The organism is Ralstonia sp. UBA689, from assembly GCF_002298975.1.
Lineage (GTDB): Bacteria > Pseudomonadota > Gammaproteobacteria > Burkholderiales > Burkholderiaceae > Ralstonia.
The window spans coordinates 160,907-178,306 of sequence record NZ_DBMV01000041.1 but is presented as its reverse complement, the minus strand read 5'-3'; the positions used below and the strand labels follow the sequence as shown (position 1 = coordinate 178,306).

The following is a 17,400-nucleotide window of genomic DNA, read 5'->3' as shown; positions in this document are numbered from 1 at the left end:
GCCTATTGTAGGCCGGCCGCGCCAACCCCGCAGGCAGGTTGCGACATTCCGCCTCTTGCGATGTGTGAATCACTTTCCGTTTGCAAGTGCGGTCTCGTACAGCGCCAGGTCGGCTGCGGAGAAGCAGCAGAAAAGGATCTCGTCCAAGCCCGCGCCGTGCTCGCGTGCGGTGTGCACGGCAATCGGCGCGGCCAGTTGTGGCGGAAAGCCGTAGACGCCGGTGCTGATGCACGGAAACGCGAGGGTGCGCACGTCGTACTCGCGGGCGAGTTCCAGGCTGTTGCGGTAGCACGCGGCCAGCAACGCCGCCTCGTCCTGCCGGCCGCCGCGCCAGATCGGCCCGACCGTGTGAATGATGTAGCGTGCGGGCAGCAGGAAGCCCGGCGTGAGTTTGGCCTCGCCGGTGCGGCAGCCGTGGAGTGCGCGGCAGGCCTCAAGCAATGCCGGCCCGGCCGCGCGGTGGATGGCGCCATCCACGCCGCCGCCGCCCAGCAGCGAGCTGTTGGCGGCGTTGACGATGGCGTCGCAATCGAGCGTGGTGATATCAGCGTGCAGGGCACGCAGGGTGATAGTCGCGGGCGGCATGACATGTTTTCCGGCAGACGTGGCAGACAGTCTCTGTCCGATAATAGCCCGCTGATGAACGGGCAGAATAACCGGGCAGAACAACATGGGAGGCGGCGTGGCAGTCACAGCAAAGGGCGGTTGGCGAGTGGGCTTGGGCGTAGTGGCGTGTGCGCTGTTGATGGCCTGCTCGCCCAAGTACGACTGGCGCACAGTGCATTCCGACGAAGGGGCCTATGCGGTGGACTACCCTGCCAAGCCCACGACCGAGGCTCGCCCAATCACCGTCAACGGCCAGCGTCTGCCGATGACGATGCAGGCCGCCAGCATTGACGGCACGCTGTTCGCCATCGGCGTGGTGGAGTTGCCGGCGGACGATCCGGTCTGGCGCCAGCATGCCGTTGACGCACTGCGTGCCGGCTTGTCTGCCAACCTGAAGGGCAAGGTGGCCGTGCACGACATCGCCGTAAAGACGGCCGCGCAGCCGCCGTTGTCCTTGCCGGCGGTGGAGTTGATTGCCCAGGGCGCGGGCGGCGATGACCCCGCGCCGCGCCGTCTGACCGCTCGCGTGGTCGCCACGGGCAAGCATGCGTATCAGGCCGTCGTGCTGGAATCGGGCGATGCTGCGCGGGATGCGCGCCAGCAGGAGCAGGTCGAGCAATTCCTCGCCAGCTTCCATCCGTATTAGGGTCGAGCACAGTGGCGGCAGCCGGTGCACAATCGTCGTTTTCCGCTTTACCTCATCACATCACGGGGAACCATCATGACGTTGCAAGTCTGGCTGGCCTTTTTCCTGGCCGCCTGGGTGATCGCCATCTCGCCGGGGTCGGGCGCGATCCTGTGCATGAGCCACGGTCTCACGTATGGCGTGCGCCGCACGTCGATCACGATTGCGGGGCTGGAACTCGGCATCGTGGTGATCCTGTTTATCGCGGGTGCAGGGCTGGGGGCGCTGCTGGTGGCGTCCGAGCACGCCTTCACGGCCATCAAGATCGTCGGCGCGCTGTATCTGATCTACCTGGGCATCGTGCAGTGGCGCACGCCCATCCAGATCCACAAGCCGGTTGAAGGCGAGCCCGCGAACGTGTCGCCTCGGGTGTCGGGCAGCGGCGCGCGCAAGCGCTTCCTGGTCGGGCTGCTAACCAACCTGACGAATCCGAAGGGCATCCTCTTCATGGTGGCGGTGCTGCCGCAGTTCATCGATCCGGCCAAGCCGCTGATGCCGCAGCTTGGCATCCTGGCGGTGACGATGGTGTTCGTCGATCTGATCGTCATGCACGGCTATGCGCTGCTGGCCTCGCGTGCGCAGCGCCTGTTCCGCAACCCGCGCGCGCTGCGCTGGCAGAGCCGCTTCTTCGGCGGCATGCTGATGAGTATCGGTGCCGCGCTGTTCTTCGTGAAGCGGCAGACCGCCTGACCGCACCGCCACTTCCGCTATCGCGCCGACGGGGCCAGCCGTGTGCCGAGCCCCGCGCGCGCAATCACCAGCGCCCCCAACGGCGCCACTGCAAACAGCAGGAACAACCAGCGCGACGCCGCCCCCAGATCGGGCGCCGGGCCCGCCGCGCCCAGCGTGTTGAGCACCACCCCGCCCAGTGCTGCCCCCAATGCGGTCGCCACCAGTTGCACCGTCACGATCGACGCCGACGCGCGGTCGTGGTCTTCGGCCGCCGCCGCCGTCATGATGCGATTGGCCAGATGCGGCCACGCCACGCCCACACCCAGCCCCACCAGCGTCAGCGCGACGATGATGAGCCCGGTCATCCACGCATGGCCCGCGCCCATCGGCACCAGTCTCGCCAACATCAGCAGGCCGAGCGCGCACGCCCACGGCGCCGCGCGAATCATGCGCGTGGCGGACGATTCGCGCAGCGTGGCGCTCAGGATGGCGCCGAGCGTCCAGCCAGCCGAGGCCGTCGCCGCGATGTAGCCGGCAATCAACGGGCTTTGCCCATGCAGCCGCTGCAGGAACAGCGGCACGAAGATCTCCGTGCAGGTGACCGTCACCGCCAGCAATGCAGACACGCCGTACAGTGCTGCGAGCGCCGTGCGGCCCGTGTACGCATCGGCCGGCAGGATGCGGCGTGATGAGCGCATCTCGACACGGCGGATCGCCAGCATCGTGGCCGCCGCCGCGATCAGGCCGAGTGCGCCGAGCCACGGCGTGGTGCTGACGCTGCTCCACGATGCCGCGACCACGGCGACCGCCAGCAGCACGAGCTGGCGCGCCGGCAGGGGCGTCGGTTGCTCTGCTCGCGCAGACGCGGGTTTGAGCACCACCGCGGCCGCCGCGGCTGCCAGACCGATCAACGCCACCAACGACCAGAACGCCAGCCGCCACGTTGCGTACTGCGCAAACACGCCGCCCACCGCTGGCCCCAGCAATGTGGCGATACCCCACATGCCCGAAAGCAGGGCCAGCGCACGCGACCACAGCGGCTCGGGCAGCACGCTGCGCATCAGCACATACGGCGCCGACAGCAGCACGCCGCCGCCGAGCCCCTGCAGCACGCGCCCGATCAGCAGCACCGGCATCGTCGGCGCCAGTGCGCACAGCGCCGAGCCGCCACCGAACACCGCCGCCCCCAGCAGGTAGGCGCCGCACGGCCCGGCATGCTGGATCACCTGCGCGGTCACCGCTGCGCCCGTGATCGACGCGACGATGAACAGCGTCGTGTTCCACGCATAGAAGGTCACGCCGCCGATGTCGTCGACCACGCTCGGCAGGATGGTCGTGGTCAGGTAAAGATTGATGGCGTGCAACGCTACGCCAGCGGCCAGCACCAGCACGCGCAGCGCGTTGGCGCCGCGGAACAGGTCGAGCCAGGAGGCTTCGTCCGCGGTGATCGAGGTTGGATTCATCTTGTCTTGTGCTCCAGCAAAGGGGTTCAGTGCAATCTCGAAGATGCGCGGGTGCACCACGCTGTGACAGCCCGCTTGCATCCGCTGGATCGGTATCGCACTATCTTGGCGTCAAGATAAAAACGAGTTATCTCGACGTCAAGATAACCACCGCTGGAGGAAGGGAGAATGGACCGCGCCCGCCTGGCCGTCGAACAATGGAACCGCGAACGCCCGGACTTGGACGTCAGCCCGATGCTGCTGCTCGGGCGCCTGGGCGAGGCGGCGCTCGTCATCGCGCGCGAACGACTGAATCCGCTGTTTGCTGAGTATGGCCTGCAGCCCGGCGAGTTCGACGTGCTCGCCACCCTGCGCCGCAGCGGTGCGCCGTATGCGCTCACGCCCACCGCTCTGTACGATGCAGCAATGATGTCCTCGGGCGGCATGACCAACCGTATCGATCGCTTGCAGCAGGCCGGTTGGGTTGAGCGCCGCCCGAATCCCGAAGACGGGCGCGGCACGCTCGTCGCCCTCACCAGGGCGGGGTTTGCGCTCATCGACGAGGTGGTCGGCGCGCATGTGGAAAACCAGCGCGCCGTGCTGTCCGCGCTGACGGCGGCGGAGCAGCGGCAGTTGGCGAAGCTGTTGGGGAAGCTGATTGACGGACAGCGCGCGGACGAGAGCTAATCCGCCTTCACCCCACGCCGATACTGGATCGCCTCGCCCACGTGCACCGCGTCGATCTGCTCGTCGCCGGCCAGGTCGGCGATGGTGCGGGCGAGCTTGAGCACGCGCGCGTAGGCACGGGCGGACCATGAGAAACGCGTCATTGCGTGACGCAGCAGGCCGTCGGCGGCATCGGTGCGGGCGCAGTGGAGGTCGATCTCGTGGCCGGCCAGCAGCGCGTTGCGCTTGCCTTGCCGCGCCAGTTGTCGCGCATGCGCGGCGGCCACGCGCTCGGCCACATTAACGGTCGGTTCGCCCGGCGGGCCGTCGAGCAATTCTTCCTGCGTGGGCGTCGGCACCTCGATCTGCACGTCGATGCGGTCGAGCAGCGGGCCGGAGATGCGTGCCTGGTAGCGCTCCACCTGGTCCGGCGTGCAGCGGCACGCGCGTAACGGGTGGCCGCGATAGCCGCAAGGGCACGGGTTCATCGCAGCAATGAGCTGGAAGCTGGCGGGGAAGTCGGTCTGATGTGCTGCGCGCGAGATGGTGATGTGGCCGGTCTCCAGCGGCTCGCGCAGGACTTCGAGGACGCGGCGTTCGAACTCGGGAAGCTCATCGAGGAACAAGACGCCCTGATGGGCCAGCGAGATCTCGCCAGGCCTTGGTGTGTTGCCGCCGCCCACCATCGCCACGGCGGATGCCGTGTGATGCGGCGAGCGGAATGGCCGTACCTTCCAGCGCCGCGCATCGAAGCCGCGCGTGGTCAGGCTCATCACGGCGGCCGCGGAGAGCGCCTCATCGTCGCTCATGTTGGGCAGCAAGCCGGGAAAGCGTTGCGCCAGCATCGACTTGCCGGTGCCGGGCGGGCCGATCATCAGCATCGAATGGCCGCCCGCCGCCGCCACTTCCAGCGCGCGCCGCGCCTGCGGCTGGCCACGCACGTCGGCCAGGTCGGGATAGCGGATGACGGCATCGACGGGTGCTGGCAGTGCCGGCGCCAGCTTGCGGTCGGGCGCGCTCAGGTGCTCGCAAACCTCGATGAGCGTGCGCGCGGGCAGGACTTTGGTGCCGCTCACGAGTGCGGCTTCTGCGGCGTTTTCGGCGGGCAGCACGAAGGCGCGGGCGAGCGGTGCTTCACCATTCGCGGGTGCGGCGTTCAGCGACAGCGCATACGCCATCGCCAGCGCGCCGCGAATCGGCCGCAGGTCGCCCGAGAGCGACAGCTCGCCGGCAAACTCATGCGCATCCAGATGCGTGTGCGGAATCTGCCGGCTTGCCGCCAAGATGCCCAGCGCGATCGGCAGATCGAAGCGGCCGGACTCCTTGGGCAAATCCGCCGGCGCCAGATTGACGGTGATGCGCCGCGCCGGAAACTCGAAACGGCTGTTCTGGATGGCCGCGCGCACGCGGTCCTTGCTCTCCTTCACTTCGGTGTCGGGCAGGCCGACGATGGTGAACGATGGCAGGCCGTTGGCCAGATGAACCTCTACCGACACGGCCGGTGCATCGATGCCCGACAGCGCGCGCGAGCGCAATACGGCGAGGCTCATGGCGCAGCCCTCCGGCAGCGTTCACAGTCAGGGCGGGGGGAGAGCAATCGGAGCATGGCGTGACAGTGTGTGGCGGGAGAAGAGCCCGTCACTGTGCCAGCCACGTCGCGTCATCATGCCTGCATGCATCCAAATTTGACGATCGCGCAGGCGCAAAAAAAAACCGGAGCGCTGGGCTCCGGTCTCGTTGTCGGCCACTGTTGGCCGATGCCTGGATCAAGGGAACGCGGGCATGGCGCGTTCTTCGCCGCTGAAGCGGCCTTCCGGATGCGTGTTCTGCAGCAGCGCACGCATTTCGGACACACGCGAGCGCGGCACATCCACCATCAGCAGGATCTGCCCATCCTCCTCCACCGCCTTCTTGAAAGGTTTGAGCCGGCTGTTCGGCACCGAACTGCCGATCATGCTCGAAGCCCACGCGCCAAATAGCGCGCCGACCACGGTCGTGATGCCGATCATCCCCCACTGCGGCCCTTCCCCGATCACCGGAAACAGCGCCGCGACCACACCAGCGATGACGCCGGCGCCTCCGCCGATCACTAGCCCGTTCTGGGTGGCGTGGACGATGTCGGAGGTCTGCAGCAGGTTGGCCGCGTGCAGGCCGGTGAGGTCGGCGCCTTCCTTGGCGACGAAGTGGATGTGGCGCTCGGCGATGCGCGCCAGCAGGAGGTCGTTCATGACACGCCGGGCGCTGGCGACGTCCGGCAAGAGAAAGTAGAGGCGATGCTGCATGATCTTCTCCTCAAGCGCGGTTGCGCGTGCGTCTTAAGGACGTTCTAGATCAGTTCGCCGACCGCAACAAGGCGGTTTTTGCTGTGCGTTGCAGCATGGGTGCCGCAGCCCGCACAGCAGGGGCGCGGGCTTTCACACGGCGTGGCGCCGGGGCGATCCGCTCAGCGTTCGGCGTCTGCGGGGGCTGGGGTGCCCAACTGCGCTTCAAGCGCGGCCACGCGGCGTTCCAGCTCTTCCAGGCGTGCTCGCGTGCGTGCCAACACCTGCGACTGCACGTCGAATTCCTCGCGCGTGACCAGGTCGAGCTTGGAGAAGCCCTGGGTCATCATCGCGCGCACATTCTTCTCGATGTCGGCGGCCGGCGAGTTGCGCAGCGCCTCGGTCACGCGGCTCTGGAAGTCGGTAAAGAGATCGGTGGGTTTCATTGGAATGCTCCGTGGGTCGTGCTGTCTGCGCCGGGGCGGTGCACGCACCAGATTAGTGCGTTGAAATTGCCGTACGGTGGTGCGCAGCCACGCACAAGGCGCGTGGTTTCGGTGCCGCAGCCCGGGAGTCTACCGGCTGGGCGGCTCCAGCGACACAAAATCCAGCAACCCTCGCTGCGATGCGGCATTGCCGTTGCCATCCAAACGGGGACAGATTTCACGTCCACCAGGGCCGGCGCGTGCCGACACCTTGCGGCACGGCGTTGAATTCACTCTATCACACGGTTTTCATCGCGCTGTGACTGCCCGCGATGGTTTTCGACCAAGCAGCCTGCGGCAACCGTTGGCGGGCGGAAAACGCCACGCCGGATGATCTGTCCCCAATTTATATGCCTGGGAGTCCCCAGGCTGGCGTAGCCCTCCGGTTGAGGATGTCCTCGAACTTCACTACCTCGACATGGCATGACGCTTGCAGAACAGGTGCGACTTTTTTTCCACGTTCTGCACGTCTTCTAAAGGGGGGAGCCGTTATGAAGAAATTCGCGTACGCAGCCAGTGTGGTGTTGCTGACCGGTGCCGCTGCCGGTATGGGTCAATCCGCTATTGCCCAGACTGCGCCTGCCGCACCGGCGGCCGATGCACCTGCCGCCGCGCCTGCTCCGGCGCCCGCGCTGACCGCCAATGTCACGCTGGCCAGCCAGTATCGCTATCGCGGCATCATGCAGACCAACAATAAGCCCGCCATTCAGGGCGGCTTCGACTACGCGATTCCGGGCGGCGTGCTACCCGAGGGCTTCTATATCGGCAACTGGAACTCGTCGATCAGCTGGCTCAGCGATTCCAACTCGAATGTCTCCGCGCCAATCGAGATGGACTTCTACGGCGGCTACAAGACCGAGATCATCAAGGACGTGCCCATCGACGTGGGCGTGCTGCAGTACTACTACCCAGGCAGCTATCCCGACGGCTTTACGCGTCCGCACACGACGGAAGGCTACGCGCAGATCGGCTACGGCCCGGTCACGTTCAAGTACTCGCACGCGTTCTCGAACCTGTTCGGCACGCCCGATTCGCACCACAGCCAGTACTTCGATCTGTCGGGCAACTTCGACACCGGCTTCTGGGGCCTGACACTGAACCTGCACGTCGGCTACCAGCAGGTGCCGCACCAGGCCGTGCGCGCCTCGTACACCGACTGGAAGGTCGGCGTGACGAAGGATTTCGGCAGCGGCTGGACGGCGTCGCTGGCCTACATCGATACCAACGCTTCGCGCGTGTTCTACACCAACACACGCGGCAACTACATGGGCAAGGCCACGGCCCTGCTGTCGGTTACCAAGACTTTCTAACAATGATGCGCGGCGGCGCCCCCAGGCGCTGCCGTCCGAGGAGGAATCCAGCATGAAACTCATCATGGCCATCATCAAGCCCTTCAAGCTCGACGAGGTCCGCGAGGCGCTGTCAGAAGTGGGGGTGTCGGGCATCACCGTCACGGAAGTCAAGGGCTTCGGGCGCCAGAAGGGTCACACCGAGCTCTACCGCGGCGCAGAGTACATCGTCGACTTCCTGCCTAAAGTGAAGATCGAAGTGGCCGTGCCCGACGACGTGGTCGAGCGCGCCGTTGAAGCCATCGAAAAATCCGCGCGCACCGGCAAGATCGGCGACGGCAAGATCTTCGTGGCCGACGTCGAACAAGTCATCCGCATCCGCACCGGCGAGACCGGCGGCGACGCCCTATAAGCCCCAATCAGCCAAGGAAGAGGTCAAAACATGAAAACCTGGTTCACACGATTCCTGACGGCGGGGGCCGTCGTTGCGGTGCTCGCAGGCGCCGTGATGTCGGCGCCTGCCATGGCGCAGGACAAGCCGGCTGCCGAAGCGTCGGCACCAGCCGCCGCTGCGGCTCCGGCATCCGACGCCGCCGCTGCTCCGGCTGCGGCCGCTACCGCCGCGCCGGCCGCCGCTGCGGCACCGGCTGCGGCTACGCCGGTGCCCAACAAGGGCGACACGGCCTGGCTGCTGGTCTCCACCGCGTTCGTGATTCTGATGACGCTGCCGGGCCTGGCGCTGTTCTACGGCGGTCTGGTGCGCAAGAAGAATATGCTGTCGGTGCTGATGCAATGTACGGGCATCTTCGCGCTCGTCATCATCCTGTGGGCCGTCTACGGCTACAGCTTCGCCTTCACCGAGGGCAACGCATTCTTCGGCGGGCTTGATCGCCTGTTCCTGAAGGGCATGACGCCGGATTCGGTGGCCGCCACCTTCAGCAAGGGTGTGGTGGTGCCGGAGTTCGCGTACTTCGCCTTCCAGGGCGCGTTCGCCGCGATCACCTGCGCGCTGATCATCGGCGCTTTCGCGGAGCGTGCGAAGTTCTCTGCCGTGCTGCTGTTCGTGGTGCTGTGGTTCACCTTCAGCTACCTGCCGATCGCCCACATGGTCTGGTTCTGGCCGGGTCCGGACGGCTTTACCGACGCTAAGGCCGCTGAAGTGATGACGGCCAAGTCGGGCTGGCTGTTCCAGAAGGGTGCGCTGGACTTTGCCGGCGGTACCGTGGTGCACATCAACGCCGCCGTGGCGGGTCTGGTGGGTGCCTTCCTGTTCGGCAAGCGCATCGGCTTTGGCCGTGAAGCGCTCAAGCCGCACAGCCTGACGATGACCATGATCGGCGCCTCGCTGCTGTGGTTCGGCTGGTTCGGCTTCAACGCGGGTTCGGCCCTGGAAGCCAACGGTAGCGCGGCACTGGCCTTCGTCAACACGCTGCTGGCCACCGCCGCCGCTGTGCTGTCGTGGAGCCTTGGCGAGTGGATCGGCAAGAGCAAGCCGTCGATGCTGGGTGCCGCATCGGGTGCCGTGGCTGGCTTGGTCGCGATCACCCCGGCTGCCGGCTTTGTCGGCCCGATGGGTTCGATCGCGCTCGGCATCATCGCCGGCCTGCTGTGCCTGTGGGGCGTGAACGGCCTCAAGCGCATGCTGGGCATGGACGACACGCTGGACGTGTTCGGCGTGCACGGCGTGGGCGGTATCCTCGGCGCGCTGCTGACCGGCGTGTTCGCCTCGCCGAGCCTGGGCGGCACCGGCATCTACGACTACGTCGCCAACAAGGTGGCTGACGGCTACTCGATCGGCGGCCAGTTGTGGATCCAGCTCCAGGGCGTGCTGACCACGATCATCTGGTCGAGCGTGGTGGCCTTCATCTCGTACAAGATCGTCGACGCGATCATCGGCCTGCGCGTGCCGGAAGAAGAGGAGCGCGAAGGTCTGGATATCACGTCCCACGGCGAAACCGCCTACGAAGACTGATCGTCTGCCCGATCCCGCAAAAGACCCGGCTGCGTGTCGGGTTTTTTGTTGCCCCCGGTTTCAAACGATCGAGTGCCCGTCGGATGCCGCGAGCGGGCCGTCTGCCCTTAATTCCGATCTTAAAAACCTTCAATTGCCTGTCGTTATGCGGACGCTTACATTGCAGACGTGGTTTCCTCCACCTGCAGAACGCTCCCCGTATCTGTCAGGCTATTCCCCAAGCGCGGCAGCCCCGCGCTTTTTTTTTGCCCGCTGTTCTCGTGTGGCCTTGTGCTTTGCCGCACCCCCCCCCCTTGCGAAACCCTCCGCCGCCCGCATATCGATAGCCCGCTGTCGTCTGCAAGCTATTGTCTGTTCCTCTACAATCGGAGCGGGCGATAAATTACATCAATAGGAAGGGTATGGTTCCGCACTTGATCACCGCGCTGAACGGGCCGCTGCTGGAGCTCGAGCAGAAGATTCTTGACGCCACGCCCGCCATCGAACGCTGGTTCCGCCTGGAATGGCAGGAACACACGCCGCCGTTCTACTGTTCGGTCGATTTGCGCAACGCCGGCTTCAAGCTGGCGCCGGTCGACACGAACCTGTTCCCGGGCGGTTTCAACAATCTGGCGCCCGAGATGCTGCCGCTGGCCGTGCAGGCCGCCATGGCCGCCATCGAGAAAATCTGCCCGGACGCCAAGAACCTGCTGCTGATTCCTGAGCGCCATACGCGCAACATGTTCTATCTACAGAACGTGGCGCGCCTGTCGCAGATCATGCGCCAGGCCGGGCTGAATGTGCGTCTGGGTTCGCTGTCCGAAGACATCACGGAGCCGACCCCGATCGACCTGCCCGACGGCCAGCGCCTGGTGGTCGAGCCGATCAAGCGCATCGGCACCAAAGGCCGCCGGCTGGGCATGGAAGACTTCGATCCGTGCTCGATCCTGCTGAATAACGACTTGTCGGCGGGCGTGCCGCCCATCCTTGAGAACATTCACGAACAATATCTGCTGCCGCCGCTGCACGCGGGCTGGTCGCAGCGGCGCAAGACCAACCATTTCGCCGCCTATGACGAAGTGGCCAAGAAGTTCGCCAAGCTGATTGATATCGACCCGTGGATGGTCAATCCGTACTTCACCAAGTGCGGCGGCCTTGACTTCCACGAGCGCACCGGCGAGGAGGAGCTTGCCCACGCAGTGGAGACCATCCTCAAGAAGACCGCCAAGAAGTACAAGGAATACGGCGTGACCGAGACCCCGTATGTGGTGGTCAAGGCCGATGCCGGCACCTACGGCATGGGGGTAATGACCGTGCGCGATCCTTCCGAGGTCAAGGGCCTCAACCGGAAGGAGCGCAACAAGATGAGCGTGGTCAAGGAAGGCCTGGAGGTCTCCGAAGTGATCGTGCAGGAAGGCGTGCATACCTTCGAGAAGATCAACGAAGCGGTGGCCGAACCGGTGGTCTACATGATCGATCGCTACGTGGTTGGCGGGTTCTACCGGGTTCACACGGGCCGTGGCGTGGACGAGAATCTCAATGCCCCGGGCATGCATTTCGTGCCGCTGCCGTTTGCGTCGAACTCGCTGCCGGACAGCCATGCCAAGCCGGGCGCCGGCGAGCCCAACCGCTTCTATATGTATGGCGTGGTGGCGCGCTTGGCCCTGCTGGCCGCGTCGCTTGAGCTCGAGAAGACCGACCCGAACCCGCTGATCTGACCGCTGCATCACGACTACGGTCATTGGAGCCACCATGCGCATCCTGTTCATCGTCGATCCGCTGTCGACGTTCAAGATCTACAAGGATTCCACCTTCGCGATGATGCGCGAGGCGACAGCGCGCGGCTACGCCATCTACACGTGCCTGCAATCGCAGCTCACGCTGTCTGGCAACGTGGTCGAGGCCGTCACCACGCCCATCGCCCTGACCGGCAACGAGGAGGATGGGCAAGACTGGTATCGCTCTGGCGACCCACGCCTGCTGCCGCTCACCGGTTTTGACGCCGTGCTGATGCGCAAGGACCCGCCGTTCGACATGGAGTACGTCACCAGCACCTGGCTGCTGGAGATTGCCGAGCGGCAGGGCGCACGCGTGTTCAACAAGCCGCAGGCGATTCGCGATCACTCCGAGAAGCTGTCCATTGCGCAGTTCCGCGAGTTCACCGTGCCGACCATCGTGTCGCGTGATGCCAAGCGCCTGCGCGACTTCCACGCTGAACAGGGCGACGTCATTTTCAAGCCGCTGGACGGCATGGGCGGCACCGGCATCTTCCGCGTCGGGGCTGACGGCCTGAATCTCGGCGCCGTCATCGAGACGCTGACTGACAACGGTGCGCGCACGATCATGGCCCAGCAGTACATCCCGGCCATTCGCGAGGGCGACAAGCGCATCCTGCTGATCGGCGGCTCGCCGGTGCCGCATTCGCTGGCCCGCGTTCCGATGGCGGGCGAGGTGCGCGGCAACCTGGCCGCCGGCGGCACGGGCCGCGCACAGCCGCTGTCGGAACGCGATCAGGTGATTGCGCATGCACTTGCGCCGGTGCTGTGGCAGCGCGGCCTGCTACTGGTCGGCCTGGATGTCATCGGCGACTTCCTGACCGAGGTCAACGTCACCAGCCCGACCTGCTTCCAGGAAATCACCCAGCAGACCGGCTTCAATGTCGCCGGGATGTTCATCGACGCACTGGAGCGCGCCGTCGGCAAGACGAGCGGGCTGGGCCGCAAGCTGGCCTAGGCAAATGGCTTAGCCCCTCCGGCGGGTGTCCCTCGCTCGGGGGAGTTTCGCCACATCGGCGCACATTGGCCACAAATGGCCCTGATACAATCGGTCTCACACCGATTCGCTTTTCGATCATGGCAGGGATTCTGATCATCGCTCATGCGCCGCTGGCCAGCGCACTGCGCGATTGCGCTGCACACGTGTATTGCGGCCAGCCTGAACGGCTGGGTGCGATCGACGTCCTGCCCGATGCCGAGCCGGCTGCGGTACTTGCGCAGGCGCGCGACAAGCTCAGTGAACTCATCGAAGACAACGGCGCGCTGGTGCTCACCGACATCTTCGGCGCGACACCCGCCAACATTGCGTCGCGTCTGGCCGATCCGGGCCGCGTACGCGTGCTGGCCGGCGTGAACCTGCCGATGCTGGTACGCGCCATCTGCTATCGCACCGAAAAGCTGGACCAGCTTGCCGCCAAGGCGTTGGCCGGCGGCTCACAGGGCGTACTGCAGGTCGGCTCGACAGCCGTTCAGAACCAGGTTGCCAACCATCCGGACAAATATGCTGCAGAGGGATATCACCATCATCAATAAGCTCGGGCTGCATGCCCGCGCCTCCGCCAAACTCACGCAGCTCGCCAGCAAGTTCGACAGTCAGATCAAGATGGCGCGTAACGGCCGCCAGGTCGACGCCAAGAGCATCATGGGTGTGATGATGTTGGCTGCGGGCATCGGCTCCACCGTCTCGTTGGAGATCGAAGGTCCCGACGAACAGGCTGCCATGGATGGCTTGGTCGCGCTCATCAACGACCGTTTCGGCGAAGGCGAATAACCCGCTACCCAACCGCAGGCCTCACTCGCGCCTCTATGCCCTTCACCCTGCACGGCATCCCGGTCTCGCGCGGCATCGCTATCGGCCGTGCCCATATGTTGGCGCGCGCAGCTCTGGACGTGTCCCACTACCTGGTCGACGAAGACAAGCTCGACGCTGAAGTCGAGCGCTTGCGCAGCGCCCGCGCCGCCGTGCGCGCCGAACTGGTCACGCTCAAGCGCGACCTGCCTGCCGATGCGCCCGAAGAGATGGGCGCCTTCCTCGACGTGCACGCGATGATCCTCGACGACGCGCTGCTCTCGCAGGTGCCCGAGACGCTGATTCGCCAGCGCCGCTACAACGCCGAGTGGGCGCTGACCACCCAGCTTGAAGAACTGATCCGCCAGTTCGGCGAGATCGAAGACGAATACCTGCGCGAGCGCAAGGCAGACATCGAGCAAGTGGTCGAGCGCATTCTGAAGGTGCTGGCCGGCGCGCCCGCGCTGGCGCCGGCACCCGTGGCTGCGGGTTGCGATCCGGATGCGGGCATGATCGTCGTCGCGCACGACATTGCGCCGGCCGACATGCTGCAGTTCCGTGGACAGACCTTCGCCGGCTTCGTGACCGACCTGGGCGGGCGCACCTCGCACACCGCCATCGTCGCGCGCAGCCTGGACATTCCGGCCGCGGTGGGCGTGCACAACGCCAGTACGCTGATTCGCCAGGACGACACCGTCATCATCGACGGCGACACCGGCATCGTCATCGTCGATCCGAGTGCGGCCATCCTCGAGGAATATCGCCACCGCCGCAGCGAGGGCGAGCTACAGAAGAAGCGGCTCGAGCGCCTGCGTCACACGCCCACCGTCACGCTCGATGGCACGCAGATCGACCTGCTGGCCAACATCGAGATGCCAGAGGATGCGGCCGCTGCCGTGAAGGCCGGTGCCGTGGGCGTGGGCCTGTTCCGCTCCGAATTCCTCTTCATGAACCGGCGTGGTGCGCTGCCCGACGAGGAAGAGCAGTTCCGCGCGTATCGTACAGCGGTCGAGGCGATGCAGGGCCTGCCGGTGACGATCCGCACGATCGATATCGGTGCCGACAAGCCGCTCGACATCCGCGACGACCTGTTCGAGACGGCGCCCAACCCGGCGCTGGGGTTGCGCGCGATCCGCTGGTCGCTTTCGGAGCCGGCGATGTTCCTGACGCAGTTGCGTGCGCTGCTGCGGGCGTCTGCTTTCGGGCCAGTGAAGATTCTCGTGCCGATGCTCGCGCACGCCCGCGAGATCGACCAGACGCTGGAACTGATCGAGCGGGCCAAGGCCTCGCTCGATGCCGACGGCATCGTCTACGACCCGGCCATCAAGGTCGGCGCCATGATCGAGATTCCGGCCGCCGTGCTGATCCTGCCGGTGTTCCTGCGCCGCATGGATTTCCTCTCGATCGGCACCAATGACTTGATCCAGTACACGCTGGCGATCGATCGCGCCGACAACGCGGTCGCGCATCTGTATGACCCGCTACATCCGGCCGTGCTGCAGTTGATCGCGCGCACCATTCGTGAGGGGCATCAGGCCGGCAAGCCGGTGTCGGTGTGCGGCGAGATGGCGGGCGATTCCACCATGACGCGCCTGCTGCTCGGCATGGGGCTGACCGAGTTCTCGATGCACCCGTCGCAGTTGCTGAGCGTCAAGCAACAGATCCTGCGTGCCGATCGTCCGCGCCTGATGCGCGAGGTCGACCGCCTGCTGCACGCCTGCGAGTCAACCGAAATCCAGGACGCATTGGGCGCGCTGGCTCGCGCCTGATCGCTCTCCTCCCAAGCGCCGGCCGTTGTGCCGGCGCGTCGCCCCGTTTGGGTAGAATCTTCCTCTAAGTGATTGAAGTTGCACGTATTTTCGTGAAAAGACGTCTTGCGTGCACCCGCATATCCCTGTCGCTCGAATGGGGTAGAACAAGAATTGTTCGCATTTGCGTTCTCTGTTATTCTGGCCCGGCAGCGCGTTTTGAGCGTTGCTGGAGGAATCCCGTGTACGTCTGCATCTGCAACCAAGTGACCGACCGCGAAATCCATGGCGCCGCCCGTTTGGGCGTCTCGACGCTGGATGAACTCGCCGAAACGCTGGGCGTCGGCACGTGCTGCGGACAATGCCGGGACTGCGCCAAGCAGGTGCTCGCCGAAGCGGTGAGCTGCATTCCCGTCGATCAGGTGTTGGGTCGCGCAAGCACGCATGCCATAATCGAGCGCCGCGACGAGCCCGTCGCCAATGACCAGGCCATCGCGGCCCGAGCGTTGGCTGCCTGACACCCCCGGTTTCTCGGTTTTCTCATTTTCTTTTCTTGCCGCAACCTGCCACCCGGGCTGACAGCCTCGGCGGCGTTTGTTGCTGGGTCAGGTACAGGGCTCGCCTTGAACGGACGCGTGCGTGCGTCCATCACCTGCAGGAGCCCCAAGAATGAAAGGCGATAAGAAGGTCATCCAATATCTGAACGCCCAGCTCAAGAACGAGCTGACCGCCATCAACCAGTATTTCCTCCACGCGCGCATGTACGGCCACTGGGGGCTCAAGCGCATCGGGGACCACGAATACAAAGAGTCCATCGGCGAGATGAAGCACGCCGACCGTCTGATCGAGCGCATCCTGATGCTTGAAGGCTTGCCGAACCTTCAGGACCTTGGCAAGCTGCTGCTCGGCGAGAACACCCAGGAAATGCTCGAGTGCGACCTGAAGCTGGAGAAGGCCGCACATACGACGGTGGTCGAAGCCATCGCCTATTGCGAGTCGGTCAAGGACTACGTCAGCCGTGAGCTCTTCGTCGACATCCTGGATGACACCGAAGAGCACATCGACTGGCTGGAAACGCAACTGGAACTGATCGAGAAGGTCGGCATCCAGAATTACCTGCAGTCACAGATGGAGCCCGAAGGCGAGTAAGTCCCGTCAGTCGGCAAGAAGAAAGGAGGCCTCGGCCTCCTTTTTTGTTGTCGGCGCCACTGTGCTCGGGGCGCTCTAGTGCGCGCCACCGCAGACCGGGCAGGTCGACTGGCGCGCAATCCGCATCGTCGTCCACTCCATCGACAGACCATCGAGCATCAGCAGGCGCCCGGTGAGCGGGCGGCCGATGCCGGCGATCAGCTTGAGCGCTTCGGCCGCCTGCACGGTGCCCACCATCCCGACCAGCGGTGAGAACACGCCCATCGTTGCGCAGGCCACGTCCGGCGCGGGTTCGTCGGGCGGGAACAGGCATGCGTAGCAGGGGCCGCCGGCACGGCTGTCGAACACGCTGATCTGCCCGTCGAAACGGATGGCGGCGCCCGACACCAGTGGCACACCCGCACGCACGCAGGCGATGTTGGCGGCCTGGCGCGTGGCGAAGTTGTCGGAGCAATCGAGCACCACGCTGACGCCATCGAGCAGTGCCTCAATCCCTTCCGCATCAAGCCGGCGCTGCACGGCGTTTACGCGCACGCCCGGATTCAGGCGCGCGATGGCGGCCTGTGCCGATGCCACCTTCGGCTGCCCGACCGACTCGGTGGTATGGAGGATCTGGCGCTGCAGATTGGTCAGATCGACCGTGTCATCGTCGATGATGGTGAGCGTACCCACGCCTGCGGCGGCCAAGTAAGGCAGGGCCGCTGCGCCCAAGCCACCTGCACCGATGACGAGCGCATGCGCGTTGAGCAGCCGCGTCTGCCCCTCGATGCCGATCTCGTCGAGCAGGATATGGCGGGAGTAGCGCAGCAGTTGTTCGTCGTTCATGGCGGGGAAACGAAAAAGGCCGTGCGGTGCACGGCCTTACAAGTTTGCCAGCGTTTG

General features: G+C 65.3%; 19 protein-coding genes. 13 read left to right on the top strand and 6 right to left on the bottom strand.

The window, feature by feature from the left end; all coding sequences use genetic code 11:
• Nucleotides 1-69 precede the first annotated feature (69 nt).
• On the bottom strand, nt 70-585 hold the full coding sequence (locus B4F51_RS20195) for an O-acetyl-ADP-ribose deacetylase (RefSeq protein ID WP_296228454.1): 516 nt from the start codon (nt 583-585) through the stop codon (nt 70-72).
• 85 nt (nt 586-670) lie between these two features.
• On the opposite strand from B4F51_RS20195, the gene B4F51_RS20190 reads away from it, so the two are divergent.
• Together B4F51_RS20190 and B4F51_RS20185 are read left to right on the top strand one after the other, a co-directional pair.
• On the top strand, nt 671-1,252 hold the full coding sequence (locus B4F51_RS20190; RefSeq protein WP_296228452.1) for a hypothetical protein: 582 nt from the start codon (nt 671-673) through the stop codon (nt 1,250-1,252).
• Between the two features lie 75 nt (nt 1,253-1,327).
• On the top strand, nt 1,328-1,981 hold the full coding sequence (locus B4F51_RS20185) for a LysE family transporter (RefSeq protein ID WP_296228450.1): 654 nt from the start codon (nt 1,328-1,330) through the stop codon (nt 1,979-1,981).
• 17 nt (nt 1,982-1,998) lie between these two features.
• Here the strand turns inward: B4F51_RS20185 and B4F51_RS20180 are convergent, their stop codons facing one another.
• Nucleotides 1,999-3,426, bottom strand: coding sequence for an MFS transporter (locus tag B4F51_RS20180; RefSeq protein ID WP_296228449.1), 1,428 nt, complete (start codon nt 3,424-3,426; stop codon nt 1,999-2,001).
• Between the two features lie 168 nt (nt 3,427-3,594).
• Here B4F51_RS20180 and B4F51_RS20175 point away from each other — a divergent pair, with 168 nt between their 5' ends.
• Nucleotides 3,595-4,092 carry a MarR family winged helix-turn-helix transcriptional regulator gene (locus B4F51_RS20175; RefSeq protein WP_296228448.1) on the top strand — a complete coding sequence of 166 codons (498 nt, stop codon included), beginning with the start codon at nt 3,595-3,597 and terminating at the stop codon, nt 4,090-4,092.
• On the opposite strand, the gene B4F51_RS20170 is transcribed toward B4F51_RS20175, so the two are convergent.
• The 3 genes from B4F51_RS20170 to B4F51_RS20160 all read right to left on the bottom strand — a co-directional run bounded on the left by B4F51_RS20170 (nt 4,089) and on the right by B4F51_RS20160 (nt 6,778).
• Complete coding sequence (locus B4F51_RS20170; protein ID WP_296228447.1) at nt 4,089-5,621, bottom strand: YifB family Mg chelatase-like AAA ATPase; 1,533 nt, start codon at nt 5,619-5,621, stop codon at nt 4,089-4,091. The two genes, B4F51_RS20175 and B4F51_RS20170, sit on opposite strands and share 4 nt — an antisense overlap.
• Before the next feature lie 216 nt (nt 5,622-5,837).
• Nucleotides 5,838-6,353 (bottom strand): DUF1269 domain-containing protein, encoded by a 516-nt coding sequence (locus B4F51_RS20165; protein WP_296228446.1) that lies wholly within the window; start codon nt 6,351-6,353, stop codon nt 5,838-5,840.
• Between the two features lie 161 nt (nt 6,354-6,514).
• Nucleotides 6,515-6,778, bottom strand: coding sequence for an accessory factor UbiK family protein (locus B4F51_RS20160; protein ID WP_296228444.1), 264 nt, complete (start codon nt 6,776-6,778; stop codon nt 6,515-6,517).
• Between the two features lie 530 nt (nt 6,779-7,308).
• Between B4F51_RS20160 and B4F51_RS20155 the strand changes: the two genes are divergently transcribed.
• From B4F51_RS20155 to bfr, 10 genes are all read left to right on the top strand, one after another.
• Nucleotides 7,309-8,127: a TorF family putative porin gene (locus B4F51_RS20155; RefSeq protein WP_296228442.1), complete on the top strand. Its 819-nt coding sequence runs from the start codon at nt 7,309-7,311 to the stop codon at nt 8,125-8,127.
• A gap of 52 nt (nt 8,128-8,179) precedes the next feature.
• Nucleotides 8,180-8,518, top strand: a complete 339-nt coding sequence (locus B4F51_RS20150; protein ID WP_004637070.1) for a P-II family nitrogen regulator — start codon at nt 8,180-8,182, stop codon at nt 8,516-8,518.
• Between the two features lie 30 nt (nt 8,519-8,548).
• Entirely contained in the window at nt 8,549-10,078 is a 1,530-nt protein-coding gene (locus B4F51_RS20145) for an ammonium transporter (RefSeq protein WP_296228441.1), read from the top strand.
• Nucleotides 10,079-10,479: 401 nt separating this feature from the next.
• Nucleotides 10,480-11,775: a glutamate--cysteine ligase gene (gshA, locus tag B4F51_RS20140; RefSeq protein WP_296228440.1), complete on the top strand. Its 1,296-nt coding sequence runs from the start codon at nt 10,480-10,482 to the stop codon at nt 11,773-11,775.
• Nucleotides 11,776-11,809: 34 nt separating this feature from the next.
• Nucleotides 11,810-12,790 carry a glutathione synthase gene (gshB, locus tag B4F51_RS20135; RefSeq protein WP_296228439.1) on the top strand — a complete coding sequence of 327 codons (981 nt, stop codon included), beginning with the start codon at nt 11,810-11,812 and terminating at the stop codon, nt 12,788-12,790.
• A 119-nt stretch (nt 12,791-12,909) separates the two neighbouring features.
• Nucleotides 12,910-13,365, top strand: coding sequence for a PTS sugar transporter subunit IIA (locus B4F51_RS20130; RefSeq protein ID WP_296228438.1), 456 nt, complete (start codon nt 12,910-12,912; stop codon nt 13,363-13,365).
• Nucleotides 13,334-13,603, top strand: coding sequence for an HPr family phosphocarrier protein (locus B4F51_RS20125; RefSeq protein WP_296228436.1), 270 nt, complete (start codon nt 13,334-13,336; stop codon nt 13,601-13,603). The genes B4F51_RS20130 and B4F51_RS20125 overlap by 32 nt, the downstream gene beginning before the upstream one ends.
• A gap of 35 nt (nt 13,604-13,638) precedes the next feature.
• Complete coding sequence (gene ptsP / locus B4F51_RS20120) at nt 13,639-15,390, top strand: phosphoenolpyruvate--protein phosphotransferase (protein ID WP_296228435.1); 1,752 nt, start codon at nt 13,639-13,641, stop codon at nt 15,388-15,390.
• A 221-nt stretch (nt 15,391-15,611) separates the two neighbouring features.
• Nucleotides 15,612-15,887: a (2Fe-2S)-binding protein gene (locus B4F51_RS20115; protein WP_296228433.1), complete on the top strand. Its 276-nt coding sequence runs from the start codon at nt 15,612-15,614 to the stop codon at nt 15,885-15,887.
• A gap of 151 nt (nt 15,888-16,038) precedes the next feature.
• Nucleotides 16,039-16,518 carry a bacterioferritin gene (bfr, locus tag B4F51_RS20110; RefSeq protein WP_296228431.1) on the top strand — a complete coding sequence of 160 codons (480 nt, stop codon included), beginning with the start codon at nt 16,039-16,041 and terminating at the stop codon, nt 16,516-16,518.
• Between the two features lie 75 nt (nt 16,519-16,593).
• Here the strand turns inward: bfr and B4F51_RS20105 are convergent, their stop codons facing one another.
• Entirely contained in the window at nt 16,594-17,343 is a 750-nt protein-coding gene (locus tag B4F51_RS20105) for a HesA/MoeB/ThiF family protein (protein WP_296228429.1), read from the bottom strand.
• Nucleotides 17,344-17,400: the final 57 nt, after the last annotated feature.